The organism is Flavobacterium reichenbachii, from assembly GCF_002217435.1.
Classification (GTDB): Bacteria; Bacteroidota; Bacteroidia; order Flavobacteriales; family Flavobacteriaceae; genus Flavobacterium; species Flavobacterium reichenbachii.
In genome coordinates this window covers 340,029-366,977 of record NZ_MUHF01000001.1, presented here as the reverse complement: position 1 = coordinate 366,977, position 26,949 = coordinate 340,029, and the positions used below count along the sequence as shown (strand labels likewise).

General features: G+C 31.0%; 32 protein-coding genes. 24 read left to right on the top strand and 8 right to left on the bottom strand.

Features of this window, described 5'->3' with window-relative positions; all coding sequences use genetic code 11:
• Positions 1–28 precede the first annotated feature (28 nt).
• Positions 29–238 carry a hypothetical protein gene (locus B0A68_RS01670; RefSeq protein ID WP_035685305.1) on the bottom strand — a complete coding sequence of 70 codons (210 nt, stop codon included), beginning with the start codon at positions 236–238 and terminating at the stop codon, positions 29–31.
• A gap of 37 nt (positions 239–275) precedes the next feature.
• On the bottom strand, positions 276–1,256 hold the full coding sequence (locus tag B0A68_RS01665; protein WP_035685307.1) for a DUF6268 family outer membrane beta-barrel protein: 981 nt from the start codon (positions 1,254–1,256) through the stop codon (positions 276–278).
• A 175-nt stretch (positions 1,257–1,431) separates the two neighbouring features.
• On the opposite strand from B0A68_RS01665, the gene B0A68_RS01660 reads away from it, so the two are divergent.
• The 3 genes from B0A68_RS01660 to B0A68_RS01650 all read left to right on the top strand — a co-directional run bounded on the left by B0A68_RS01660 (position 1,432) and on the right by B0A68_RS01650 (position 3,818).
• A complete protein-coding gene (locus B0A68_RS01660; protein ID WP_035685309.1) occupies positions 1,432–2,427 on the top strand; it encodes a sensor histidine kinase in 996 nt (331 codons plus the stop codon).
• Positions 2,403–3,110 (top strand): LytR/AlgR family response regulator transcription factor, encoded by a 708-nt coding sequence (locus B0A68_RS01655; RefSeq protein WP_035685311.1) that lies wholly within the window; start codon positions 2,403–2,405, stop codon positions 3,108–3,110. Before B0A68_RS01660 ends, B0A68_RS01655 begins: the two co-directional genes overlap by 25 nt.
• A gap of 252 nt (positions 3,111–3,362) precedes the next feature.
• Positions 3,363–3,818, top strand: coding sequence for a hypothetical protein (locus B0A68_RS01650; protein WP_051892655.1), 456 nt, complete (start codon positions 3,363–3,365; stop codon positions 3,816–3,818).
• 259 nt (positions 3,819–4,077) lie between these two features.
• Here B0A68_RS01650 and B0A68_RS01645 read toward each other — a convergent pair whose 3' ends face one another.
• Complete coding sequence (locus B0A68_RS01645; RefSeq protein WP_035685312.1) at positions 4,078–4,359, bottom strand: hypothetical protein; 282 nt, start codon at positions 4,357–4,359, stop codon at positions 4,078–4,080.
• A 231-nt stretch (positions 4,360–4,590) separates the two neighbouring features.
• Positions 4,591–5,007 carry a DoxX family protein gene (locus B0A68_RS01640; RefSeq protein ID WP_035685314.1) on the bottom strand — a complete coding sequence of 139 codons (417 nt, stop codon included), beginning with the start codon at positions 5,005–5,007 and terminating at the stop codon, positions 4,591–4,593.
• Between the two features lie 256 nt (positions 5,008–5,263).
• On the opposite strand from B0A68_RS01640, the gene B0A68_RS01635 reads away from it, so the two are divergent.
• The 5 genes from B0A68_RS01635 (at position 5,264) to B0A68_RS01610 (ending at position 9,746) form a co-directional block, all read left to right on the top strand.
• On the top strand, positions 5,264–5,899 hold the full coding sequence (locus B0A68_RS01635; protein WP_035685315.1) for a hypothetical protein: 636 nt from the start codon (positions 5,264–5,266) through the stop codon (positions 5,897–5,899).
• A 309-nt stretch (positions 5,900–6,208) separates the two neighbouring features.
• The gene (locus B0A68_RS01630; protein ID WP_035685317.1) at positions 6,209–7,465 is read left to right on the top strand and encodes a TMEM143 family protein; all 1,257 of its coding nucleotides are present in this window, start codon (positions 6,209–6,211) and stop codon (positions 7,463–7,465) included.
• Positions 7,466–7,728: 263 nt separating this feature from the next.
• Positions 7,729–8,430: a gasdermin gene (locus B0A68_RS01620; RefSeq protein WP_035685319.1), complete on the top strand. Its 702-nt coding sequence runs from the start codon at positions 7,729–7,731 to the stop codon at positions 8,428–8,430.
• Positions 8,431–8,467: 37 nt separating this feature from the next.
• On the top strand, positions 8,468–8,932 hold the full coding sequence (locus B0A68_RS01615; RefSeq protein ID WP_035685321.1) for an Mpo1 family 2-hydroxy fatty acid dioxygenase: 465 nt from the start codon (positions 8,468–8,470) through the stop codon (positions 8,930–8,932).
• A 67-nt stretch (positions 8,933–8,999) separates the two neighbouring features.
• On the top strand, positions 9,000–9,746 hold the full coding sequence (locus B0A68_RS01610; protein WP_035685322.1) for a hypothetical protein: 747 nt from the start codon (positions 9,000–9,002) through the stop codon (positions 9,744–9,746).
• Between the two features lie 7 nt (positions 9,747–9,753).
• Here the strand turns inward: B0A68_RS01610 and B0A68_RS01605 are convergent, their stop codons facing one another.
• Entirely contained in the window at positions 9,754–10,593 is an 840-nt protein-coding gene (locus B0A68_RS01605; RefSeq protein WP_035685323.1) for an alpha/beta fold hydrolase, read from the bottom strand.
• Positions 10,594–10,791: 198 nt separating this feature from the next.
• Entirely contained in the window at positions 10,792–11,322 is a 531-nt protein-coding gene (locus B0A68_RS01600; protein ID WP_035685326.1) for a hypothetical protein, read from the bottom strand.
• Between the two features lie 225 nt (positions 11,323–11,547).
• Here B0A68_RS01600 and B0A68_RS01595 point away from each other — a divergent pair, with 225 nt between their 5' ends.
• From B0A68_RS01595 to B0A68_RS01575, 5 genes are all read left to right on the top strand, one after another.
• Positions 11,548–13,020, top strand: a complete 1,473-nt coding sequence (locus B0A68_RS01595) for a phytoene desaturase family protein (protein WP_035685328.1) — start codon at positions 11,548–11,550, stop codon at positions 13,018–13,020.
• Between the two features lie 45 nt (positions 13,021–13,065).
• A complete protein-coding gene (locus B0A68_RS01590; RefSeq protein WP_035685330.1) occupies positions 13,066–13,596 on the top strand; it encodes a hypothetical protein in 531 nt (176 codons plus the stop codon).
• A gap of 53 nt (positions 13,597–13,649) precedes the next feature.
• Positions 13,650–14,315 carry a hypothetical protein gene (locus B0A68_RS01585; protein ID WP_035685332.1) on the top strand — a complete coding sequence of 222 codons (666 nt, stop codon included), beginning with the start codon at positions 13,650–13,652 and terminating at the stop codon, positions 14,313–14,315.
• 58 nt (positions 14,316–14,373) lie between these two features.
• Positions 14,374–15,960, top strand: a complete 1,587-nt coding sequence (locus B0A68_RS01580; protein WP_035685335.1) for a hypothetical protein — start codon at positions 14,374–14,376, stop codon at positions 15,958–15,960.
• A gap of 94 nt (positions 15,961–16,054) precedes the next feature.
• Positions 16,055–16,441, top strand: coding sequence for a hypothetical protein (locus tag B0A68_RS01575; protein ID WP_035685338.1), 387 nt, complete (start codon positions 16,055–16,057; stop codon positions 16,439–16,441).
• A 576-nt stretch (positions 16,442–17,017) separates the two neighbouring features.
• On the opposite strand, the gene B0A68_RS01565 is transcribed toward B0A68_RS01575, so the two are convergent.
• Complete coding sequence (locus B0A68_RS01565; protein ID WP_035685344.1) at positions 17,018–17,392, bottom strand: winged helix-turn-helix transcriptional regulator; 375 nt, start codon at positions 17,390–17,392, stop codon at positions 17,018–17,020.
• A 95-nt stretch (positions 17,393–17,487) separates the two neighbouring features.
• Here B0A68_RS01565 and B0A68_RS01560 point away from each other — a divergent pair, with 95 nt between their 5' ends.
• The 11 genes from B0A68_RS01560 to B0A68_RS24380 all read left to right on the top strand — a co-directional run bounded on the left by B0A68_RS01560 (position 17,488) and on the right by B0A68_RS24380 (position 25,411).
• A complete protein-coding gene (locus tag B0A68_RS01560; protein WP_035685347.1) occupies positions 17,488–17,928 on the top strand; it encodes a nuclear transport factor 2 family protein in 441 nt (146 codons plus the stop codon).
• Between the two features lie 13 nt (positions 17,929–17,941).
• Complete coding sequence (locus B0A68_RS01555) at positions 17,942–18,304, top strand: DoxX family protein (RefSeq protein WP_035685350.1); 363 nt, start codon at positions 17,942–17,944, stop codon at positions 18,302–18,304.
• Positions 18,305–18,765: 461 nt separating this feature from the next.
• Complete coding sequence (locus B0A68_RS01550; RefSeq protein WP_123947463.1) at positions 18,766–19,683, top strand: hypothetical protein; 918 nt, start codon at positions 18,766–18,768, stop codon at positions 19,681–19,683.
• 20 nt (positions 19,684–19,703) lie between these two features.
• The gene (locus B0A68_RS01545; RefSeq protein WP_035685356.1) at positions 19,704–20,264 is read left to right on the top strand and encodes a WG repeat-containing protein; all 561 of its coding nucleotides are present in this window, start codon (positions 19,704–19,706) and stop codon (positions 20,262–20,264) included.
• 185 nt (positions 20,265–20,449) lie between these two features.
• The gene (locus tag B0A68_RS01540) at positions 20,450–20,938 is read left to right on the top strand and encodes an SMI1/KNR4 family protein (protein WP_035685357.1); all 489 of its coding nucleotides are present in this window, start codon (positions 20,450–20,452) and stop codon (positions 20,936–20,938) included.
• Positions 20,939–21,140: 202 nt separating this feature from the next.
• Positions 21,141–22,175, top strand: a complete 1,035-nt coding sequence (locus tag B0A68_RS01535) for a hypothetical protein (RefSeq protein WP_035685360.1) — start codon at positions 21,141–21,143, stop codon at positions 22,173–22,175.
• A gap of 99 nt (positions 22,176–22,274) precedes the next feature.
• A complete protein-coding gene (locus B0A68_RS01530) occupies positions 22,275–22,832 on the top strand; it encodes a hypothetical protein (protein ID WP_035685362.1) in 558 nt (185 codons plus the stop codon).
• Between the two features lie 185 nt (positions 22,833–23,017).
• Complete coding sequence (locus tag B0A68_RS01525) at positions 23,018–23,467, top strand: DUF6896 domain-containing protein (RefSeq protein ID WP_051892657.1); 450 nt, start codon at positions 23,018–23,020, stop codon at positions 23,465–23,467.
• A 207-nt stretch (positions 23,468–23,674) separates the two neighbouring features.
• Entirely contained in the window at positions 23,675–24,259 is a 585-nt protein-coding gene (locus B0A68_RS01520) for a hypothetical protein (protein WP_035685365.1), read from the top strand.
• A 199-nt stretch (positions 24,260–24,458) separates the two neighbouring features.
• The gene (locus B0A68_RS01515) at positions 24,459–25,244 is read left to right on the top strand and encodes a hypothetical protein (protein WP_205623788.1); all 786 of its coding nucleotides are present in this window, start codon (positions 24,459–24,461) and stop codon (positions 25,242–25,244) included.
• The gene (locus B0A68_RS24380; protein WP_165571342.1) at positions 25,241–25,411 is read left to right on the top strand and encodes a hypothetical protein; all 171 of its coding nucleotides are present in this window, start codon (positions 25,241–25,243) and stop codon (positions 25,409–25,411) included. The genes B0A68_RS01515 and B0A68_RS24380 overlap by 4 nt, the downstream gene beginning before the upstream one ends.
• Positions 25,412–25,498: 87 nt before the next feature.
• Here the strand turns inward: B0A68_RS24380 and B0A68_RS01510 are convergent, their stop codons facing one another.
• Entirely contained in the window at positions 25,499–26,815 is a 1,317-nt protein-coding gene (locus tag B0A68_RS01510; RefSeq protein WP_051892660.1) for an endonuclease V, read from the bottom strand.
• Between the last annotated feature and the right edge of the window lie 134 nt (positions 26,816–26,949).

The following is a 26,949-nucleotide window of genomic DNA, read 5'->3' as shown; positions in this document are numbered from 1 at the left end:
AAGAAACAATAAAATTTATCATAATCTATTATTCTAATTTAACACATATATATCCGAGACAGTTTACATATTCTATAATATAATTAGACTGTAAATCTATACCTTCGACACGTAATATTTTATCGCAGTCTTCTAAATCAAAATTGATTTTATAAGCCGGAAACTGTCTTTTAATAACCGCGATAATATAATTGGTATCGATTATTCTCTGAACGTTTGTTTTAAAAACTTCCACCATGATCTTATAATTTAATACTATTTTTTAAACGATTTTTCTAAAACGGATTGTACGAAAGTCCAAATCTAAAATAACCTTGAGCATCTTCTTTATGATCATATACATAATTAGACGTTCGTTCTCCCCTTTCTGTTACACGTACACTCAAAATATTATTTATCCCTCCCTTAATTGTTCCTATTAATTTTGGAGTAAAGTGATATTCATATGTAATGCCAGTCTTTAATTCCAGCTGGTTCAGCTCATAAACACCTTTCGAACCCGGCGAGTCAACATTGATATAAAAATTTTCAGTATTCAACTCCGTTCCGATGCCAAGACGTCCGTTTTCCAGCAATTGTCTTCTGAATAAAAATCGCTGCGGAAGAATAAAATCAAAATCCCATTTTGAGTTTTCAAATTTATGGTTATAGGTAAAAAGCGGCGTTATCGGAACAATAGAGGAAGGATCCAGCAGTCCCAAAACCCCAACGGTAATTGTAGTATTGGCTGTTCTTTTTAAAACCAGACTGGCACTTACAAAACCTTTTACACGCTGTACATTATCTTCATTTCCATCAACTGATGCTGTGGCATTGTAAATAATAGGTTTATTAAAAAGCGTCGAGATATAAGTTGCACTCAAAGCTGCGGCAAAATAATGAAATTCTTCTCTTTCTTTTTTATAAGTTACTGCAGAATTGTAATTGTAAACGTTTCCAAAATCATACGATTCATATTTATAACGAAGCGAACTTGTCAGTACAAACCGCCTGGATTCTGAAGTAAAAAATGGCATATTAAAAGCTGCTTTTACACGATTATGACTTTCTATTCTTCCTTTCTCAAATTGATTTCCAAAAAGTTTTGAACTATAATCTGCAGGACCTAACTGCTCGTACTGCACATCAAAAGTTCTCGTGGTCGGGAATTTTTCTGTTATGGCTTTACCTAATGTTTTCATAGCAGGTTCTTTTTCCTGAGCCATAGTATGCAAAGCAGTACATATAAATAATACAGAAATGATTTTTTTTCTCATAAAGGGCGAATAATTTGTTTTGGATGATGGTCAAAATGCGGTTCAAAAGTAATCTAGAAGCTTCTATTATAATAGTATAATTATACCAATGGCGTATGATTTATACCAATGGCGTTCGTATAATTTTTATACTTCAAATTGCTATAAACTATAATATTACCCTAATTTTGCCGTTATGACAATTCTCAAAATTTATCAGAACTTTATTCTTCGAAACCTTATCGTAAATGCGCTTATTTACGCAATTATTTTGGCTTGTGTTTATGACGAAATAAAATTAGACGGGCACAGCTGGAGTTATATTCTCTGTAAAATAGCTTCCGGGTATTTTCCGTGTATTATCTGGATCACCATATTTAACATATTCATTATTAAGCCTTTTTTATTTCAAAAAAAGTTTAAAACATTTATAATCCTGCTTTTTGTTTATTGGACTTCTTTCTATTTTTTTATGAATTGGTTTTTTCCTTTGGCAGGACTTGGAGATTTAAAAACCCTGCAGATTTTATCGCTTATCATAAATGGAACCTTCTTTTATTTTATTCATATCGTAATTACAAAAAAAGTAATGCAGACTGATAAGGATATTATGAATTTCAAGTCTGAACTTTCGTTTTTAAAACAGCAGTTAAATCCGCATTTTTTGTTGAATGCCATGAACAATTTGTACGGAGAATCCTTATCGGAGCCGGATAAACTTCCGGACAGGATTTTGAATCTTTCAGACCTTTTGCGTTATCAGATTGAAGCAACCAAAAAAGATTTTGTTTTTGTAGGTGAAGAAATAGATTTCATTAAAAAATACATGGAATATTACAGGTTTAGAAACGAAAGACTTCTTATAACCCAAAATTACGAAGGCGCTTTTGAGGATTTTGAAATACCGCCTTTGTTCTTTTTACCACTGGTAGAAAATGCAGTTAAATTTTCTGCCGAAATGCCGGAACCTTTTATAAAACTGGATTTAAAACTAAAATGCCGCAATCTGACTTTTACCTTAAAAAACAATTTTCTGGAATCGGGTTCAAGACTTTCGAGCACCGGAATCGGAATTGAGAATCTAAAAAGACGATTAGAAGTATACGGAATAAAACATGAGTTTACCTGCAAGAAAGAAAAAGGTATTTTTACAGTAAAATTAAGCATATGGAATTTACCTACCGTTGTCTGATCATAGACGATGAGTCGCCTGCACATAAGGCGCTCGCATCGCACATTGCCAAATTTGACGATCTGGAACATTCCGGAAGTGCTTTTAGCGGTATGGAAGCACTAAAAATGCTGAATGAAAACAAATACGACATTATTTTTCTGGATATAAATATGCCGGTAATTTCGGGTGTTGAACTAATGGAATCCCAACCCAATCGCCCGCTAACAATTGTTACGACTGCTTATTCTGATTTTGCGCTTTCTGCTTATCAAAATGATGCAATAGATTATTTGATGAAACCTATTTCGTTTGAAAAATTCTCTAAAGCTATCGAAAAAGCAAAGACTTTTTATTCTGGAAATAATGCAAAAAAAGAAAATAATGCCTGCGGAAAAGTTCTTTCGTACCGCGCCAACGGTCAAATGATTGACATTCTCCTGAGTGATATTATTTATATAGAAAGTCTTGGCAATTATATGAAGCTGTACAGCACAAGACTAAAATCTCCAACTATAATATACGGCTCTCTTGCCAGTATAAACGACGAAATTGACAATGCCGATTTCATACAAGTACATCGCTCCTACATTGTAAACACGCGCGAAATCACCACTGTAACCTACAAAACCTTAACCATGAGTAATGCGGAAATTATTCCCGTGGGAAGGAAATATCAGATTTTATTGGATAGTTTTTTTTAATTGGAGAATGTTTTAATTAGATAATTAGGGAATTTGTCAATTAGATAATTCCTTACAACGACGATAGCGCCGATTTGCAATCCGTGCCCACAACAATATTCCATAATTTATTTACTTAGAAAACGTGAGCAACTTTGAGAGCACGCATTGCAAATCCACGCTCTCATTGTGATATCTTTACAGTTACTTTTATGAATAATTTTAATCGATAAAATTAATTATTTTTAGCAAAGGAATTAAACACGATTAAAAATGAATTGGATTATTCGAAATACAAAAAAACTAGATTTCCATACCGACTTAAAAGAATTATTAAAACCAATTCTAGACGAAATTGAAGATTTTAATTGGGTAATAAGTGATTTAGATTTTATATCTGATAAGATTTTACCAATTAACCACGACCACGATTTCTTTATTTTATCAAGTTCTGAATTTAAAGAAATTCTCAGTTGCCACACACAATTTATCTGGGGCGTAATATCTGGTTTTCCAAAAAGTGAAGTAATTTTAATCGACGAAAATGATTTGCCTTATGCTGAAGGAAATGATATGATTTGGAAAAATGGAAATTTTCAAATACAAAACGCTGCACTAGAAATTATTGCATTTGACAGCTCATATACAATCATCAAATTCAAAAACGAACAAGTGTCTGAGAAATTCAAAAAATATTTTGAAGAAGCAGTAGAACTAGAAAAAATATAATTTCAAAAAACAACCCAATCGCGCAGATATAGAAAACGACAATACGCGACGATAGCGCGGATTTGCAATCCATGCACACAATAATATTCCATAATTTATTTACTTAGAAAACGTGAGCAACTTTGAGGGCACGGATTGCAAATCCGCGCTATCTGCATGGAATTATAATTAAAAAACAATGATTTTTTATAGTTATATATTGAACAAAAAAAGCTCCGCAATACCGGAGCTTTTCAATTTTAAAAAAATAATAAAAACCTTAAATAGCTTTTACCATTGTTACATTATCGCAAGCTTTTTGAATTTGCTTGTCTGTGAATTGAGATAAAACTTTAACCAAATCTCTGCTGGTTTTAAGACAGCTTAACATTTTCTGCCTTAGAATGAGATCGTTTCCAAATTCTGTTTCGAGCAATAATTCGAACATTTCTTGCAAATACACAGGTTGTTTTTTAAAATCGCCTTCAAAGCTTAAGTTTGAAAGGAAAATAGCTACTGACCGCATTACATCGCGGTGTGTTTTTTGATTTTCTTTTGTCATTCTGAAAATATTAAACGCACGAAACCCTCATCTTCGGTTGTGACAAAACATTCATAAAGAATGAGATTAGGGCTATCACTAGCTCCAGCAACGTGAATGAGGGCTCCGATTATATTAACTTTAAAAAGTCTCAACATATAATCCCTATAAATGTTTTGTCGATGACAAACCTACAAAATTAAAGCTATAACAAGAATAAAAAAACAAGATATTTTCTTACAAAATATTAGGCTAAATTTTTCTCCTTAAATAACCAATCGCTCCCGTACTCCACAAAGCTAGAAAAATCAAAACGGGTTGAAAAAACAATCTTATCAAACGCGCTTGATCGGTATCGAGTCCAAAAGCGGGAGTTCCGTTTATGTATTGTGCTATATTTCCCGGGAAAATCAAGACGTAAAATATGGCGAGTGCAATTCCGACTTTGGCTTTGTAACGCGTTAAAAATATCATCGACAATCCTAATGTAATTTCTACAATTCCGGAAAGTATTACAACCAAATCTTTACTGAGCGGTACCCAATTTGGAACTTGTGCCTGAAAATCTTCTCTTTGAAAAGTAAAATGGCCTATTGCCGCCGTAATCATAAATAAGCCTAAAAGTATTCTAACGATATTTTGAATTGCTGAAGTTTTTTTATTTTCCATAAGTGAAATTTGATTATTAAAATTCAACTCAAATTTACAATATAAGTCATAAAAATAATTTGTAAAGTTAATCTTAGTTCTTGTGTAATATCCATGTTATACCTTTCCTATTTCTGAAATTAGAAAAAAAACAAACCTTTTATCCACAACTTTTTTTAAAAAGTTAGAAAGTAAAATGATTAATTATTAGTTGATTTTTTTAGCTTTGTAAAATTCCCAAATATCACTAGGAAAACAATTAAATAATCTAAGAGAAATGAGATCTTTTACTTCAACATTTTTATTTTTAATGTTTGTTTGTTCAACTTCATATGCGCAATTGAGTTCGGATATAATATTTGAAAGTTTTAAACAAGGCGAACGCACCAATTGCTCGTCAATCGCTTTTATTAAAGCAGCTTTGAATATTTACGGATTAGACAATCTTTTTGTAACCGAAAAACTAGACGATAGTTTATACAAAATAACATTAAAAAATAACGCGTCCTTTAATCTTAATATTGAAGAATTAAACAAAGCAAAATTCTCTGCTGATTTTGTGTTTATCAAAAAAAACGAAGAGAGTCAGAAAATAAGAGATTATGCGGTATTATCATACGCGGTGATGGCAAAATACAAACAAATTATTGACAAGCAGAAAACTTTTGACAAAGCATTAGAAGATTTAGAAGATGGCGAAGTATATACGCCGACAATCTATAAATATCTGGGCTTTGAAAAAGGAAAACAGGTAGAACAGCTAAAGCGATTATCAGGAAGTGAATTTTGCGGTGTTGTAGCGTGGTCGAGTGCGCATGCTGTTTTTGTATGTCAGGAATTTATGGATTATTACGGCAACAGAAAAAGTATATGGTCAAAATATCCGGGACGTTTTAGAATAATTAAAACCTAAAATGAACCCTTAGGTGTAATTATATTTAACACATAGAAACATAGATTTTGTAAACTTGTAAAAGGCGTTTTACTTGTATTAATAAACAGAGCTATGTGTGAAAATCAAGATTTTTTAAAATTATCTTTTCTAAATATTTTAAAATCTATATTCCTATGTGTTAAATTAACTTTTTTGCTAATTACACCCAACGGATTAAAATGACTTTAAAACAATAATAAAACTTTAATACCAATACCATCCTAAAATTAAATTTGGGGTGGTATTTTTGTATGATATAAATGCCACGAAATTTAAGTCAAAAAACGTATGAAACGAGAACATTATATTCCCTTTAATAAGGAATTCTTACTCGAACAACAAATTGCTGCTTTCGCCGATGATCAAAAAAAAGTCGATGATTTTAAAAAACTGTTTGATATTGTCGAGCATTATTATCATTATGAAGCCTTTAATCTAAATCGAAACCTAAAACAAAACTACGCTCTATTCGATCCGGATTTGAGTGTAAAAGAGCGCGAAAGTTTTGCCGGAAAAAGTGATTTTTCTGTCTTTAAAGAAACACTTCTAACTGTTTTGGCGCACGGCAATTATACTCGTGTTGACGATGAAACTTTAAAAAAAGCTTTTAAGCAATCTGATTTGATTGGCTTAAATCTTTCTATCGATTTTAATGCTTTTAAAGATTACGAAGTCTACGTTCGCGGACAGCATAAAGCAAAAGAAAAGGTTTCTAAATATATTTTCTGGAAGAAAGAAATTGAAGTAGAATATTACGACCGCGTTATGATTTACCTCAATTATAACGAAGCCGATTATCTAAAAGATAATAAAGTCAAATTAGGAAAAATGCCGATTGATCCGGGTTCTATCGGCCTAAAAATCTTTAAGCGTGTTCCTAAAAACGATCTCGAAACGATATTTCCAAACGCGGTCCCGAAGATGTCAACGCGAGATAAATTATTCTTTTGGGTTCCGGGAATCTTTGGGGGTTTTTCGCTGTTGAGTACAACCGTAATTCCGGCTTTGATCGGAATGTATGCGGCTTATCAGTCGGGTGAAGCTATTGATTTATTAAATAGTAAAGCTTCGCTGAATCAGGGTTTAATTGCATTAGGAATTTTATGTTTGTACCTGTTCCGCCAGTATAATAATTTTATCAATAAGAAAATCAGATACGGGAAAATGCTTTCAGACAGTCTTTATTTTAAGAATCTCGGAAACAACAGCGGCGCTTTTTATTCGCTCCTGAACTCTTCTGAAGAAGAAGTGCTAAAGGAAACGATTTTAGCCTACTCTTTTTTAGATAAAAGTCTGCAGCCGTTAACTGCCGAAGAGCTTGACGATCAAATCGAATCCTGGTTTTCTGCAAACTTCAATATCGATCTCGATTTTGATGTTAAAGACGCTTTATCAAAATTACAAAAGATTGGTCTGGGAATCGAAAAAAATGGTAAATGGGAAGTTATTCCTCTGGAGAAAGCTCTTGTTACCATTGATGATTTATGGGATAATGTTTTTGACTACAATCAGAAAACTGCAAAAAATCAAAATGAAGAACTTTAAACACAGTTCATAAATATTCTAATTCAAAATAAAACTTCATTAAAAAATGCGTAAAAGTCTCTTGACCTTTACGCATTTTTTTATCGAAAATTATTACAAAATATAATCCGAATTCAATCTTAGTTATATATTTATATTTTAATTTTGTAAGAAAAGACAAATCTATTTTAAATCTACTTTTAAAAAAATAACCTGTAAACAATTGTAAAACAGAAATTAACATAAAGCCACCAAATTCTACTTTAACTTTAAAACACATTAAAATGAAACTTACCAATTTTTTAAGCGGACAAGGTTATGACATTATTGAAGGACCCGTTAGAAACCACAAACCTTTACAATTATGGCTCAAAAAACCTTTTGAAGAAGCGCAGCTTTATTATGCCAGCATTGAGCATGCCTTTAAGAGCAATGTCCTTTTGAGCGAAATTGAAAATCCGGCTTTGAACGTCAATTCTGAGCAAAAAGACGATTACGGATTTAATATCGGAATTACACTTTTAGAAAATATACTAAAAACCCTAGGCCTTGGCGCATTAGAATTATCTTCAAAAATTAAGTCTGGGAAAAAGGTCACTATTGGTTATGACAATTCGATTACAAAAGAATATACGATCGGAAATATTGAGGATTATTTTTTCTCTGCCGATTTTCTGCATCCCAATCCATCTTTACTTAAAAACGCAAACCGCAATCATATTTTGATTATTACAGGAACTGTTTTTGCCAAGAATCTTATTGTCGATATAGAGACCGATTTTGCCTTAGATACTTCATTAATTGCGGGTTTAAATTCTATTGCAGAAGGCAAATTAGATTTTACAATCAGCAATCCGAATAAACTAAAAATGATTTCTAATGCAGAAGTTTATTTCCCGATTGCGGTCAAAGCAAGCGAAATAGATTTTGACAGAAGCCGTTTTCAAAAATTAATATTAGTAACTCACAACAAGAATGTATTCTAAGAAATTTTATTAGATTTACAAAACTAAACCTATAAAAATGAGAACACTAGAACAATGGTTTGACGAATATGCGGTAAGTCACCAAAACCCAAAAAATAAGGCAATACACTATATTTGTGTTCCAGCAATTTACTTTTCTATCGTAGGATTATTAATGAGTATTCCGAGTGGTTTAATTGCCAATACTTTAAAACTCAACTTACCCATAATCGAAAACTGGGCGGTTATCGTATTGCTTTTTGTTCTTGTTTTTTATATCAGGTTATCGGTTTCTATGGCGGTTAAGATTGCGATTTTTTCTATTCTTTGCCTGATCGTCAATTATTACATTGGACAGTTTGTTCCTTTATGGATCTTTTCTATTGGTGTTTTTGTAATTGCCTGGATCGGGCAATTTTACGGACATAATATTGAAGGCAAAAAACCTTCATTCTTAAAAGATCTTCAGTTTTTAATGATTGGACCGGCTTGGGTTGTCGAGAATATATTTTCTAAGAAATAAAGATTTCCAACAGATCAGAGAATATTATTGTTTTAAATTCTATTATTCAGAATCAAACTTTAAGGTTATGAAAATAAACAATCAAGAGATTAAAATAGAGCGTTTTGATATTTTTACTTATAGAAGAATACGTCGTTCGATTGGGTATTTAGGAATTAGTTTACCTATTCTTTTGGTTGGTTTTTCTTTGATTCCTTTTTTTAAAACACAACTCCAGCCTTCAATAAGTCATTATTATTACACCAATTTGAGGGAAATTTTTACCGGAACTTTGTGTGCTGTAGGTTTATTTTTAATTTGCTACAAAGGCAACGGAAATCGTTCTATTTGGAAAAACGATAATGCATTGACCAATATTGCCGGAATTATGGCATTGGGCACCGCATTGATTCCCACTAATCCAGATGATTTTTCCAGTAAAATCTACACGCTTATTCCTTACCCAGATGTATGGCTGGGAAGCCTTCACTACGGATTTGCTGCTTTATTATTTTTAATTTTTTCGTTACTGGCCATTAATGTTTTTACAATTGGCCAGGAAAATGAGACAAGGGCTCCAAAAAGTATTTTAAACGAAAATAATATTTACAGAGCTTGTGGTTATTTAATTATTTTATTTGTAGTTATGGTGCCTGTTGCGGAACAATTAAAATTGTTTCCTTACTCCACATTAATTCTAGAAGCGCTTTCTCTTTTTGCCTTTGGAATTGCGTGGCTCATAAAAGGGCGCGCATTAGGAGACCAAGGGGTAATAGGACAAAAATTATATCAGGAAAATAATCCGGTGGATACCGAAAAAGCAATTTCTAAATAGGAATATACTAATGCGTATATTTTACAAAATTAATTATAGATCTTGAAACCTGTTCCGGATGCTGATGCTGCGGAGCGTGTCCTGTACCGCTGTAAACAATCAATTGTGCATTGGTCATTTGGTTAAAAACGGCATACCAATTTTCTACCGCAAAACTTACATCATGATCACCGCAAATAAGTAGAATTGGGATTTTTGTTTTTTTAAGCTGTTCTCTAAAGTTTAAAATATCTTCTTTAAAGCCGTTTCCTCCATTAAAATAAATTTGAAAAACATCCATAGTCGATGGAATTTTAGAAACATCTATATGTTTGTGAATTCTATCGTGAGATTCCTTTGCAGCAACGCGACTTACAGCCGATTTGGGTTCAAAAAACAAAACCACTTCATCTTCAAAATCGTTTATTGGTTTTAATGCTGCATCTAGAAAAACCTGCTCAAGAGGAACTTTGTTTTCTCCCGGCGGATTTGTTCCTACCAATATACAATGCGTTACTAAATTAGGATATAACAAAGTGGCTGCTTGTGCAACAAGTCCGCCGTAGGACCAGCCCAAAATAATAGCTGTATCTATTTTTAAGGCATCTGCAAGGTCTTTTACGTCTTTTGCTACAAGAGCGATTTCAGATGACATTTCTCCTGTAGAAGATCCTATTCCGGAATAATCAAATGTGATGACATTAAATCTTTTGCTCATTAATTTTAAAAACAAAGGATCCCAGGTATCGAGAGTACCTCTAAAACGGTTTACAAAAATTACAGAAGTACCTTTTCCGTAAGAGCGGTAGGCAATTTTTCTGTCTCCTAAATCGGCAAAACTAGTTTTAGTTTCGTGAATTTTTTTCATAAAAATATAATTTAAGATTAGGCATTTTTTTAGACTGCAGAACAATTTTAAATTATGGAGGCTGTAAAATTTAGAAAAAATCAAAAATTCAACAGGTTAAATGTAGTGAATTTATTTTTTGCTTCAATATTAAGTAATTGTAATACAATCATTTAATTTAAATCATTCACAGGAACAAATCAAAGAACAGCAGATCAATCAAAAGTTTTTAAATTCATTTATGAGCTTTAACCCTAAATTTCTATTCTTTTTTGATTTTGAAGAATAGAAGATCATAGTATTAAAACCAAATTCACCACTTACAGGAACTTTACACATAATAGTTTTCCATATAAATTCCTCATTCTCATTTTTTCCAGTAATCGTAAAACTATTTTCTTCATTATTTATTACGCTTTTTATTATTGAAGCCCCTTCAATTGCAGCATGATTAGCTTCTTTTATCTTATTATAGTATTTATTCAGTTCTTGTATTCGTTCTGAAAATGCAAAATTATCTTCGCTGAATATTTTTATTCGAAAACTATTATCCATCGAATTATATACTTGAAATTCATAACTATGATAAGCTTCAATTAATTCCTTTTGCAAATTGGCAGGTAAGATGTAAGTATAACCGTATACAGCATTTTGCACAGAAACAAATTCTACAATTTTTAATTTACTCTTTTGTCCATAAGATAATACGCTAAATAGTAATAATACTAACCCTTTTTTATATAGATTCATATAAGTGTTTTCTGCAATAAATTTAGTCAATAAAGAAAGTAAATTTAATTTATGTTTGTTTGAATTTGATAGTTCTAATTCTGTTAAAAAAATAACTTATCATCCAAAAAAATAATTCTATATTCGCTGTTAACAGAAACAAACTGACATTTTTAATTGAAATTATTTTGCAGCTTTAAATAAGCCGTACGATCTATTAAAAAGACAATTATGATACAAAACTAAATGAGTAAAGAGTACGACATTGCCATATTTGGAGGCGGAATTTCGGGATTTTCGACTGCTTTAAGATTACAGAATAAAGGATTTAATACCATTGTTTTTGAAGCTCACGGTCAATTAGGAGGCTGTGCAGGATTTTTTTCGAAAAAAGGTTTTTCTTTTGATGTTGGAGCGACAACTTTAGTCGATTTTGTAGATGGCGGTGTCGGAGGTAATTTTTTTAAAGATATTAATTTAAGCCTGCCCAAAGGCGAATATATAGATTATGTCGCCTGGCTGCCAGATAGAGAAGTCATGCTGTTTCGAGATTCTGAAAAATGGCAGAAAGAACGTCTGGAAAAACTGGGAGCTACAGAAAATCATATTAAATTCTGGAAGCTTATGGATAAAGTAACAGCAGTTTTCTGGAACGCAAGCCGACGAAATATTAAATTGCCTATTCATAATCTAAAAGACTTATTTACGGTAGTAAAAACAATAGGAATACAAAATTTATTCCTGTCGAGATATCTTAATCTAACCATGCTTGATGTGCTAAAAATATACAAGCTGGAAAATGATAAACCGCTTGTTGGATTGTTGTCGATGCTGATAGAAGATACTGTTCACAGCAGTGTAGAAGATGCACCATTTATTAATGCGGCATTGGGAACTACGATCAGAGGTGCGGGCTTGATGCGTGCAGACGGCGGCATGAAAAGTCTTTGGGATTATTTGTCCAATCATTATCTTGAGCTTGGAGGCACAATCAAAAAAGCAAACAAAGTTCTAAACTTTAAAAAAGAAGATAAAAACTGGGTTATTACCTCAACAAAAGGAATTTTTAAGTCTAATAAAATCATCAGCTCCTTACCCATTGATCTGACTTATGAAATTAGTCCCGATACTGTAAAAAGTAAATTACAGCGTTATTTAATTAAAAATGAAAAGTATCAGGGAAGTGCAATTGTTGTTTTTCTTGGTGTTCCAGAATTGGAAATCTCCAATCATAGCTTAACACATCATCAGATATTACTTGATTATGATTCTCGATTAGGAAACGGAAATAATATGTTTATCTCTATTTCTGCTAAAGATGATAGCATCTCTGCGCCAGAAGGATTTAGATCTGTAATGATTTCGACGCATTGTGAAATCTCTGAATGGCAAAATTTGTCTGAGACAGATTATCAAGCCAAAAAACAAAATATCGGACAGTATTTAATTGACTGTGCACGAAAAGTTTATCCCGATCTGGGAAAAAATCCAATGGTTTACGAAATCGGCACGCCGCTTACCTATCAAAAATATACAAAGAGAACCAATGGAAGTGTCGGAGGATTTAAACAAACCTTGAAAAATTCTAATTTTAAATCTATTCCGCAAGATATCGGGGTAGAAAATTTCTGGCTTGCAGGAGACAATACCTGGCCGGGACTTGGTACGGTGGCCGGTTTAATCTCTGGCAGAATAGCGAGTGAATGTGCCGCAAAATAAAGTAATTATCTTTATTTTTTATTGTTCGAGTATATATAAAACGTAATGAAAAAGAAACCTAATAAAAATATTAAAACACAAAATAAAGCCGATAAAGAGTTTTTTGAATATAAATGGTTTAAGTTAATTTGTCTGTTCGCTTTTTTTGGCTGGTTATTTTACATGACCTACACGCCTTTCGAAATTAATAAAAATGAACTAGTAGAATTGAATGCAACGGTGATTGAAAAATTGAAATCTGGAGGCCAACGAAATCCAATAAAAATTAATTTTAAAACCAAAGAGTATTCCAGCAGGTTTGGAATTTATGTAGGAGGAGTTTTTGGAAGATGGACTGAAGTAGAAAATGCTTTGGAACCCAATAGCAGCATTACAATTAAAATTCATAAAAATAATAAGAGTAAACTAAATACAGCCGAAGAAGTTATTCCGATATATTATCTTCAAACTGAGAAATTGGGTTTAGTATTTAATGAAGATGAATTTAATCAAGGCGAGAAAAGTTCAGAAATGCGCTTTAGAGTTTTTTTTATTGTTGTATTTGTATTTTGTTTGTGGAAAATAGTAACCGAATAAAACAATATTTGTAACCAGCATCATATCAAATTAACCACCAAAAAAATAATAAAATGAAAAAAATTATTGTCGCTTTAATTCTAATTGTTTTATCATTTGCCTCTGGCTTTTGGGTCAACCAAAATTTCTATTCTGATCGAAAAACAGAAGAAACAGAAAATGAAAAATTGCAAGATACCGCCGAAATTAATCGCCAAAAAAGGCTGGAAAACTTATCCCCTACTTACACTATACGCGGCGGTCTTCCAGACTACAAAGACAAATACAGATATGTTATTGACAGATGGTATAATTTTTCCTTTAGAGTAACCGCAGGAGGCTGTACAAACCAAGATGAATATCCAATTGATGAGGCGCAAAACCATAAAACCGATAGTATATTAAAAAAGCGAATTGGCATAAACTGGCGTGAGAGATTTGAAAAAAGTGTAGACAGCTTATACAAAATAGATTCACTGTCTATAAATATTGCAGAAAACAATTCGGAAATTAAAAAATTGACGAACAAAAAATTAGCTCATAAATCAAAAGATTATGTGAGCTATAAATGTTATCCAACGACTAGTGATAATGTAAAAATTGTAAGCATTGAATGGGAGGGAAAAATATATAAAGATTCTACAAAAGTAAGTTACCTTAGAGCAATAGTCGATTTGAAAGCAAAAAGAGTAATCGAAATTGAAAAAACAGAAAAGGAAGGAAGTAACTTCATGTTCTAATTGAAATTAACCTGTAAAATCAAACTTCGGAAGTCAGCAAAAATCTAAAATAGAAACAATGCCAAAATTCAAACTAAAATATAATGAAGAATTTTCAGAACCTGTTTTAGGTATTGATTGGAATTCATCTTCAAACAAAATTTTAATTGTTTATGGAACTGAATCATCCATTGTATTAGAATTAAAAACTTCAAACTGGGAAACGGTTTCTTCAGGTAAATTAGTAGTTGAACAGAAACTTAAAGGTATAGCACTGCACGACAATTCTTCTTACGCGCTTTTGGTATTCGCAAAAAAATCAATTGTTGTAAATCTTTCCGATTATTCTATATACCGTGAACTCGAGAGAGAAGATGGTTTTTTAAATGGCGGTTTTGCAGAAGAAGACACAATTTATTTAACGATACCGGCAGTATCTGGCAGCGTTGATTGGAGTTTTTGGAATTATAATACCAATAGCTTTCAGGAATACGAATTGGAACGTTATGGTAATTACGGCAGAGGAGCAATTATTCATCCTAGTAAAAAGCTTATTGGGGCTTGTTGGGGTGCATATCAATCTGGTTTTTTAATTCATCATGCCCTTCCCGAAAACAACAGATTAAAATACTTCAACTTTGGAGAAAATGAATGTTCACGATCTGAATACGAAGCCTATTATCCTTCGTTTAATGCTAAAGGAGATAAAATAGCATTTATTGTAAATCCGTACTTGGGCGACCAGGACAACTTCGAGAAATTGTGTGTCTATGATATCGAAAATCAAACCAAGGAATTACTGGAAATCCAGTTGACCAACACTCAAGAGGAATCTGTACTAAAGACATATTTTATGGGGCAGAGTGATTTTATACTTCTAAATAAAACATGTGCCATAGATGTCGTAGACTTTGAATCTAAAGAAATTGAACGAATAGTGGATAAAAAAGCAGATTGTATGTCTGCTAATATCTATACAAACGAATTTGCTTTTTCAGAAGGAAAAATACTTTCCGTTTATACTATTTCAAATAAACGTGAAGATACTGTTTACAACAATAATGCTTCTATCGAATATGCTGCTTCTTTTATTTCGAACCACTTTGAAAAACTTAGAATTGCAGGCGACAAAGAAATAAAGTTTTATACCGCAATATCGGGCACAGATGAAATACCTAAGCTTTATGTAAAATTTGGGTTTGAGAAAGCGGTTTATCGTTTAGATACGAAAGAAATTATTGAAGAAAAACTTACTGAATCTACAAAAGAAGAAATCAGCAGCTGGTTTAATTTGAATCAGGAAACTGAATTATCTAAATGGAAGCAAAACAATGTTAATAAGAAAAAAACAATTCTTAAATTAAAAAACGGTTCACCAATAGAGATTTTCTCAGGAAAACGTTCTATGGAACAATCGCCAAATATCAGAATCTATTATGAAAACTCTGACTGGATGATTGACATTGATGAAATAAAAGAAAGAGAGTCTTTGCCGGAACCAATAAATAAAATTGTAAACAACTGGATCGATTTAAATTACAAGGAAATTAAAAAACCATGGGATAATACTTTTGATAACTACGGCTCAAATGCAAAGGAGTTGGTAATGGAAACCCTAAACACGAAATCTAATTTTTGGGATAAGCTGAAAAATTTTTGGTCGTAAAACATCCGTATTTTTTGACCTGAAAGTTACTCACAATTTTTCGCAGGTACTTCATAGAAGTAAATCTTCAATCCAAAAATATAAATCATTGATTATGGAATTTAATGAGAATAGCAGAAAAAGTTATATGCCAATTGAACCGGATATTCATGAACAGTTAAATTGGGATTATGATTTAATTGTGTCCTGTCTGGAATATATAAGAAATGAGATTCCTCATATTTTAAAAATTGACAGTGATAAAGTTGAAGTTTTTCTGGTTTCTTTTTATAACTTTCTGGGGCAGCATTATCCCGCAATTGGAATTAGAAATAAACCTGATTTAAAAGAAAATATAGAATTAGATTTTTTTGAAATTGAGGAGAAAGTAGAAAATTGGTTAACAAATCTGGGAATTGAAAATCTTAAACAAAAAGCAAAAGACATCAAAGTTATTGATTGGAAAACATTGGAAATCCTAAAAGAATATCCAAAGTTTTAATTTAAAAGATAAAAACAAAACAAATGTTGAGAAGTTATAAAATCATACTAAGTACTGTACTGCTTTTACTGTTTATTAGCTGTAATAAAAAACAAGAAATTGAAAGTGATATTTACGGGAATCTGTATCTATCAAGTTTTTACATGAATAAACACTATTTAACTGACGATAGTTCATTTGAAATAAATTTTGAAAGAAATTCAGGTTGGTTAACGCTAAACGATTTAACTAAAAACCTCATGTATTCTGCTAAATTTGAGTTTGTTAATGAGAAAAAGGATTCGATAAAAATTTCAAAGTCGAAATTTAACGGACTAAATGGTCTGTATTCCATACATATAGATACTTTATCAACTTCTGAACAGAGTGACGCAATTTCGATAACATTCAAATCAAAAACGGTTTATTTGAAAGGATATAAAAGTATAGTCAAAAGTCTTGCGAGTCTCAAGTGAATTGAAATTTATGAAGCTTTTTGCAAAGACTTCAATTTTCTTTTTACTTTTTATCAAAATAATCTCTGCTTAGTGGATCTAATTAGATATTAGATCATTATTCACTTTTTATATTTACAGATTATCTTTCTGTTTTTATTTTTTGACGATGCTGCATTCCCCATTTTGTCATTGCTTCTACTACTTCCTGTAATGTCTGACTATAAGGCAATAGCTCATATTCAATAGTTACAGGGTATCCTACGGCAACTTTCTTTATAATAAAGCCGTTCATTTCCAACTCTTTTAGTTCACTCGAAAGAACTCTTGCCGAAATACCATTGACTTGTCGTTGAATTTCAGTAAATCTTTTATTTCCTCTGGCCATTGAAATTATAATCATGAGTTTCCATTTGCCTCCAATTGCATAAAGAGCATCTGAAACAGCCATTAAAACAGTATTACATTCTTCAGTAAATGGTTTGTTTTCGATTTGAGTTTTTTCTAATTCTTTCATAGATACGATTTTGTAAGCCACTAACCTTTAGGTAATGACTAATAAATAGTAAGCTAATATACTATAATTTTGTTTCATAACTTAATTAATAAATTATGACATTAGAAATTTTAAAAAGCAAAGAAGAATTAAGAGCATTAGTAGATGCATATGCGTCTTTAGGAGATGAAAAAAAAATCTCTCAAGTAATAGATTTATTTACACCAGATTTACGCTATAATGTATTCATGAATAACTCTCTAATCTCAAGTGTTTCGGGAAGAGAAAATATGGAACAGGATTTTAATAAACATGCTTCCGAGGTAAAAACTTACTTTACATTGAATGGACAGCATCAAGTGGAAATTGAAGGTAATAGAGCAACTGGTGTTTCTTTTTCACAAATAAAAATGATTAGAGAAAATGAAGGAAAAGATATTTTGTCGGATTATAGCGTTAGATATGATGATGTATACGTTTTTGAAGATGGAAAATGGTGGATAAAAGAGCGAAATGGTTATTTTTTGATTATTGAAACCAGAACTTTAAGCAAATAATCTAAAGAAGAATATGAAAACAAAAAAGTTTATTACCCTTTTGCTTACATCGTTAACTATACTTATGGTAGTTTTAAGCGGTCTTATGAAAGCTATTCATTTGCCTTGGTCAGTAGAAGGATTGGTTAAGTTTAATTTACCAAATTCTGCAACTGTCCTTGGTTTAATGGAGATGACTTTCGCTATTCTCTTTATTTTTCCAAAGACAATGCGCATAGGTTTTATTCTTTTGTCTTGTTATTTTGCGGGAGCAATGGCAACAGAGTTGTCTCATGATGGTTCAATGTTTAATCCAGGAATAGCATTAGTTTTAATTTGGATTACAGCCTATCTTAGAGATAAAAGTTTGTTTTTAGGTCCTGAGAAGTTTTTGTAAAACGAATAGGTTAAGTATAAAAATTGAAGATCTGAAATGGGATACTAACCAAAATTATCTGCAAATTAAATGAGAATTTTTAAATCATAAAAAAGCCTGAGAATCGATATTCTCAGGCTTTCAAAATTTATAGTGACCTTGATGGTAAAGAATTGGAACTGCTTATTAGAAGATTTAAAGATTTTAAATCATGTCTAATTTGAAGATTTGAAGTTTACAATACTATTGGTAAATCTCATTTCTGTTAATTTATTAAAGCCACAAGACCGTCGAAATTTACACTCATGTTAGTACTAAGTATTCAACAAATGAAAAGTCCATTCGATGGTTTCTGAAATAAAAATCCTATTTTTGAAAAACAAAAAACTGACCTTTTCAGATATAGCCACACTATTTAAGGGAGATAAGTCAAATATAATCAGACATATATACAAGTTATAAGCAATTTTACCACAAAAAGTATGAGATTTTTTTATATAATTCTATCGCTTCTTACTTTCATTTCTTGCAAAGATGACCACGAAAGAATACATAAAGAAATGGATAAAGTTTCTAATGAATACAGAAAATTTGATATTGAATTAATTAAGCTTTACAAAAAATCTGAAAATAACCCAAAAGATATGATTACTATAATAGATAGTTTTTTAGTTAATAGTAGAAATAAAACAGATAAATATAGAACGCAGATAAAACCTCAAACAGATCAAAGCCTGCACTATTTTAAAGCAGAGTTGCTCTATAAAATTGGCAAGTATAAAGAATCAATAGGCGAATTAAATTTCGAAAAGAACAAAACTGGAAATATTGCAATCGCTTATGCAGCAAACTACATTAAATTAAAAGACTATAAAACTGCAAAATCATTTATCGATAGTATTGGCAATTCTAATGGTAATTATTATGCAATTGGTAATTATTATGAAAGCATAGGAGACAAAACTTCAGCTCTTAAAACATATAAATACAATCTTGAAGATGATAAATCTAGAAAGCATTTTATTTATTATCAATGGACAGAAAAAAGAGTTGCAGATCTTGAAAAAAATAAGCCTCTACTCAATGAAGTTTTTTTCCCTACAAGAAATCCAAGTTTTGAAATTTGTAAGATTTGCAATGTGGACAATAAAATAAGACAAAAGATTATGACCTTAATGATGGAAATACCCGAAAATCAAAAAGACTGGTCTTCAACAAGCGTAATAGAATCTCCATTTGATACAGGAAAAAATTATTATTGGATTAAAGTAAACGCCGGAAATAAAGAATTCAATTATTATGTAGAGCAAAAAACTTTTGAAATAAAATACTTTAATCCAAAAAATAAAACTTTAATAACATTAGAAGAGTGGCGAAAGAGAAAACAAAACGGCTTTTAATATTTATTGGAATCTACCTTTTGACTTTAACATCATGTAAGCGATCTATAAATCGAGCGATTACTGATTACAAATATTATGATGTACAGGAATCGGATACTGTAAAGAGAGATTCTTTGATAGCCGTAACAAACGAAGATTACTTACAAGATGGTTCAAGAGTGGCATATCTTGACTCTAAAGGAGATACAATAATACCATTCGGACGATATGCTTATTTTGGAACTGATACATTAATTCATTTTGCTTCAGTTATCGAACATCCCAATGACAGTGTTTATAACAGACAAATCGCAATAGACAGAAATCAAAATATACTTTTTGACATGATAATGTTCGACAATGGGCCCGAATCATTCCACGATGGATTATTAAGAGTATTACGAAACGGAAAAATGGGATATGCAAATAGATTTGGACAAATTGTAATTCCATGCATTTATGACTATGCCGGCTGGTTCGAAAATGGACAGGCAAAAGTTACTTTTAAAGCCAAAAAATATTTAGATATAGAAGAGCACGAACAAGTAGAAAGTAATGAATGGTTTAATATTGATAGAAAAGGAAATAGGATAGAATAAAAAACCCACCATAACAGCTACTACAACGGATTGGTTAATAGTATTTTATGAAGTATCGGAAGGAAAGTTTGTTTTGTATTTGGAAAATTTGTCTTTAACCGAAAATTCTCGCATCTTTATTCCCCAACCTCTCCAAGCGGCAGAACGTTGTGAGTAATTGTGAAAATCCAGCTAAAAAAGAAATGATGGAAAATTTACTAAATGATATTTCTGAAAAAGCAATTAAATCCAAAGATTTTAATTTCACACCAGAACAAATTAAAAATAATTGGCTAGGAAATATTCCAGCATCCGAAAAGCAAATATCAGAAGCAGAAAACAAGCTTAACATAAGATTTCCTGCCGATTATAAAGAGTTTTTAAGAATAACAAACGGTTTTTCTGCGCCAAACGACGTTGAACCAAGTTTTGAAAATATTGAAAACATTGACTACTTAAAAAATGTCGATGAGTTTATTCTTGAAGCCTATAGTTTAGTTGAATTAGAAAATGCAATTATTGTTGGCGGAATATCAGAAGAACAATATTTTTTATTGTTACCTCCAAAAGCTAAAAATGAAAAATGGAAATATTGGAAGTTCGCGAATTGGATGGCTGGCGAACAACCATTTGAAAATCTAAAAGAATATTTTGAAGATGTTCTTGAGTTTGTAAATAAAAAAGTTACAGAGTAAAACAACTATTCACAACAGCTACTGCAACGATTTGGGTAATTGACTTTCCCGAAGTATTGGGAGAAAAGTTGGCTCTGTATATGTGAGATTTGCTTCGCCTATTCGCTCTCGCTTGGTGGTAAATCCGAAGAATGGGATTAATTTAGTTCCAAACCCGCTGTAGTAGCAGAACGTTAGCAGATATTTTAAGAAAATCGTAAAAATGAACAAGACTTATTTATTTATTATATTTTTCCAATTTGGATTATTATTTTCTCAAAATACTAAAATTGATAAAAAACAAATAATTCCCAGAGAGATTGATTTTAATGGTAATGTTAAAAAAATTACTTTAAAAGTCTTTGACTTAAATAAAAAGGAAGATAAAATTGACACAACTAAAGCTATTTCTGAAATATATTTTTCGAAATTAAAAAAAATACTCAAAATAAATAAATTCGACAAATCATTAGACAATTTATGGAATACAACGGAATTTGATGATTTAGAAAGAATTAAAAAAATTTCAAGAAAAAATAAAGGCAAAATGTTTAATTCTGTCATTCAATATTTTTCTACTGAAAATGAATTTCCTGATTCAACTACTATAGACTTTAATGAGAATTATAAAGAAAAATATATAAATTATTTTAAGAATAATTTAGTGATAAAACAGGAACATTTTGTTAATGATTTATTGCAAGATTACCGATTATACAAATACGACCAGAAAAATAAATTAATTGAAGACTTATATCTTAATCCTGAAAATGATTCTGATAAAACTGTTGTTTTTAAAGCAGATAATCAGTTATCATTTTATCCAGAAAGACTAACAAAATATGAATATAAAGAAATAAAAGATACATTAATTTCTATAAAAATTCGACCAAAATATAATTTGAAAGAAGAAACAAAAAAATTAAAGACTAAAAAATATACACTCGAAATCAAAGAAGATTATGATAATGATTTTTTAAAAAGTTCTAGGTTCACATATACATACAAAGACTCAATAAAGGATTTGTCTTATTATTACAAAAATAAAAAAGAAATTAGAGACTACTACAAAACTACGATTACAGAAAAAAATATAATTTCAAAATGGAAAACCGAAGGATACGCAAATAATGAAGAACGTATTGAAATAATCAAAATAGATATCATTTCTGATAAACATAAAAATTGGATTAGAAAAACTTATTCTAAAGCAAATCAGACTACGAGAATAATTGAAAGAGAAATCGAATATTATTAAATTATTGTATTAATGACGCATAAAACATTAAACGAAAATTGACTATTGCAAACAACTACTCCAACGTTGAAAATATTTGAACCAAAATCCTTTTTAAAGATGAAACTAAAATTTACAATATTGTCAGTATTATTTTTCATAGCAACATCCTTTGCACAAAAACTAACTGATGAAAAGTATTTAAATTATTTAGCATCGATTGAAAATGAGGGTTCAACATTTCAATTTTTTCTAGTTATAAATATCAAAAATCTTAATACGGGAGAATCACGCGAAATTTGTACAGACGCCAATGGTTTATTAGGCGCTTTGCATCGGGAATATGGGCTGGATTACGAGGATTATAATGTCGCTAAAATAATTTCAATAGCGAAAAATAATAAAACTAGACATTTTGAATTTAGAAACCCAGACGCACTAAAGAATTTAGGAATAGAATTTTATTCTCCCGAAGATTTATTGAAAGTTGAGAAATCAATAGACTTTAATATTTTAGCGAATCAAATTTTAAAAACAAAAAATTGGAAAAAGAACTTAGACAATAATGAAATCACAATGTATGCACATGCTCTGTTTAATCGCGGCATTTTAACTGGTGAAAATAATTGTTCAGGAGGAACACTTTTCTATGTAAATCGAAATAATCCAGTAAATTAAAAAAACGATCGACCAACAGCGGTTTTACGAAATGCTTCCGCTCTTTTGGATAAATATAGTACAAATTAAAAATTTCGTTATTTTAGCTTCAATTAGGGAGCGAAGAGAAGACACTTCGCAAAGCCAAGAAACGTTATGCTTCATTTTGCCCGAACAAGGAGAATCCAACAAGTTATAATTAAACGATGAAAAATTGGTTTAAAAACTTTTTCAAAACAAATAAAGTTGATTCTAATATCATAAAACAAGCCATTTTTGATTACCGAATTCAAGGAAAAAATTTAATGTTTGAACTTGGGAAAAAGTTTGATCTTGATATAAATAATTTGGACGAATATAAAAAATTAATATCGAGAAGTAATGAAAAAATCCCAAGAAAAGGAAAGCTGTCTGAACGTTGGAATTATTATTTTCACGGTGGCGAATGTGCCTTTTATAACAAAAAACACAAACAACGAGTTGAAGTTGTTTTAACTAATCCGCCAGAGTTTGGTCATATAGATGCTTGGTTTCTTTTGTCTTTTATGCAATCAACTGAAATATATAAAAATGAAATAAAAAATATAAACCTGCAAGAGTTACAGACAATGATTAACGAACTGTATAAAAGTGGACAAATTAAAGAAATTGAATAAAAAAAAACGCCACATAACAGCTGCTACAACAGATTTCGGAATTAGCTTAATAGTAAGTTTGTTTTCTATTTGGGATGATTTGCTTCGACTGTTCGCTAAGACTCGGGTGGCAAATTCGAAGAATTGACTTAATTTAGTACCAAACCCGCTGTAGTGCCAGAACGTTGGCGATAATTATACTAAAACTAACTGAACGATATAAAAAATATGAGCATATTTCACAACTTACAAATTGTACCTCAAAGCAATACTTTAATAAAATTGGTCGATATTAAAATTTTCATTTCAAAGCTTGCCTCGAATGGATACATTGAAAAAGGATTCACCATTTTGACAGGCGATGATGATAAAATTAAAAACATTAGTTTTTGGGACTTCAATGATACTAATGTGTCAAGTGACCTAACAAAAGAAAGCAAACTTGAAATCGTAAAAGAAGAGAATTTTGAAAATTTATCTGATGCAAAGAATTATGCTTTCAAAATTCATTTAACAAAGACGAGCAGTTTACTTGAAAATCTTGAAGTTTTTAAAGTAACGGATAGGGAAACTTTTCCGATTTTCATTTCATTTTTCAGCGAACCAATTGACTTTACTGTTACAAAAGAAGACGAAGAGACGGAAGAATTTGAAGAAATAACAGTTTCAAATGTAAATTGTATCATTAAAAGTAGTGGGCGGAATTCTGAATCGTTGTGGGGATTAGTAGAAAACAGAAACGAATTCCAAGCTTTTTTTGAAGAAGTTATACAATTTTTGGGAGAGGTTGAAACTGGCACCTATTTTGACTAACAAAAATTCATCATCATAACTTTAAAAATAACTACTTCCGACAGCTACGACAAAAATTTGGGATTAGCTTAGCGGGAAGTTGGTTTTGCATTTGGGAAATTTGTCTTTAACCGAAAATTCTCCCATCTTTATTCCCCAACCTCGCCAAGCGCCAGAACCTTAGTGGCAAGCATAAGAAGAAATCATAATTAATAAAACAGTGAATAAAAGAATATCCAAGATAGATAATAATGTACAAGACAGAAATTCTTTTGCTTGGAAAAGAATTTGCGATTATGTTGACAAGGTTGCTGCTGAAAATGGAGAGGAATTTTTTCCATTAGAAGAACTTGGACAAGAATTATTCGCGCAAATTTTTACTTTGCCTGAGACAATTTCAAAACTGAAAAATGTTAAGAAAGTCTGTCTTTATGGGAGTAAATTAAAACGTATTCCACCAGAAATTGGAGAGATGGAATCACTTGAATATTTTGACCCTTACACTTCATACAATTTACATTGGTTTCCATACGAAATTACAAAATGCAAAAATCTAAAAGACAGCAGAGTAAGCACAAGAACGTTGTATGGTAATTCGAAAAACAGAATGGATTTTCCTCGTTTAAATCATAATCCTGTTCGGTATTTAGGCGACACAGTAAATTGCAGCATTTGCAGTAAAACTATGGCTTATGAGCAAACAAATCAGCTTTGGATTTCTTTAAGGGTTGGAACAGACATTTTACCTCTTTTGACGAACTTATGTTCAAAGGAATGTGAAAACAAATTACCAATTCCACCAGAAAATTATATACAATTTGCACACAAAGGCGGAGCAGACTTAAAACAACCGCTTGATGAAAATCAACTTTTTGAGCTTGAAATGAAGAATTATAAAAATGAGCAAAGTGAAAATGTAATAGAAACTAAACCAATAGAAAATAGCGAAATATCTAAAAATAAAAGGTTTCCATTATTAAAACTGATTCGAAAAATATTCGAATGATAAAAATGCCAGCCACTAACAGCTGCTACAGTGTTAGTCATGATTTGAATTTAAAAAAAGCTGGAGACGAATTTAAGAATGATATTAACTGCATAATTAATGCAGAAAAAAATAAATGCTGGATGGAATTCGAACCAAAATTACTTGCAAACAGTGAGACTTTGTAAAAGCAGAATTCGAACCATTTATTAGATGGTTAAAAACTTTGAGTGAGTTCTCCTGAGTTTTTTAAGCTCAATTAAATCTTCATTTTTCTATAGTAATATCCCATATCTGTTTTCTTCATCATCTAGGAAATCATATCTAATTCTTTCTGGCATAAGTTTTTCTGTTATATTAATTGCTTCTTGCACAACAACAGGAATTCGAGTATTGACAGTAGTTTTTAAAACCCAGTCAATTGCAGTTTCCAAACTTATTTTATGTCCAATAGAAACATAAAGCGGATTACAGTTTTCTTGAGTTCGTAATGCTTTGCCTACAATTTTATCATCAAACCATAGTTCTTCATTATCTCCTCTTAAATGTCCTAAATTCGCTTTTTCATAATATCCAACAAGTCTTTTGCGTGGACATCCAATTGTTGGAATATCTAATTCAATTCCCAAATGAGTTGCTAATCCAACATTTCTAGGATGTTCAATGCCATGTCCGTCGCAAAAAACTAAATGAGGTTTTATATTTAGTTTCTCAAAAGCTTTTACGACTAAAGGGACTTCATTATATGCAAATAAATCAGGAACATGCATAGTAACATCTTCTGATTCGGAAAATGCCTTTTCAACAATTTCCTGCGTTTCAATATCCATTATTACTATCACTGAAACCATTTTTTGTTCTATGTCATTGTATGCCAAACTAACACCAGCGATATATTTTATTGGATACTGAATTTGATCTTCCGCAATAATTTTTTCAGCAATTTCATTTTGGAGAACATATTTTTCCATAAAATCGTCTTCAACCGTATATCCTAACGTCTCATTCATACTTTCCTGAACAATATAAGAATATACAGCTTTTCCTATACGCGCTTCGTTTAGTTCTCGAGTGAGATCGAAAGGGGTATTTGAATACGAATAAGAGTGAACAAATAAACCCTTGTCATAAAAAGTTTCTCTATTGTCTGCATAAATCTGCAAAACCTCAGAACTGTGTTTTATTTTTTTATCATAATCCAGATCTTCACGAGTAAAATTATATCCTTCGTAATGACGTCTTCTGCCATTCTCAATTGGCTTATAATCTATTATAAGCTCTAAGGTATCTAAATCGTATACCGTATAAAGATCGAAATTAGAATCTTGAGGATCTCTTTTGTAGATTTCAAAAGTATATCTGCTTTGATTATATAGATAAACAATTATGGAGAAATATTTTTCACTTTTCGTAAATTCTATTCCATGCGATCTTCTATCTACAATTGTTGCTCTCCTATATTCTTTAGTATTAATAGTTTCTCTGATTCCGGTGAAAGGCTGACTATTATAATATACCCCATAATGTAAAGAATTGAAATCGTCTATAAAAACTACTTTGCTTTTATTTTGATAATAATTTGTTTGATCCATTATTTAAAATAAAGTTAATATCCTGGTTAGTACAAGAATTTGGATATGTAAACCTACTGATTGCAATTTAAAAATGCTCTTAAAAAGATATAAAAAAAGTCTATTTCGTAAATGAAATAGACTTTTTATTAAGT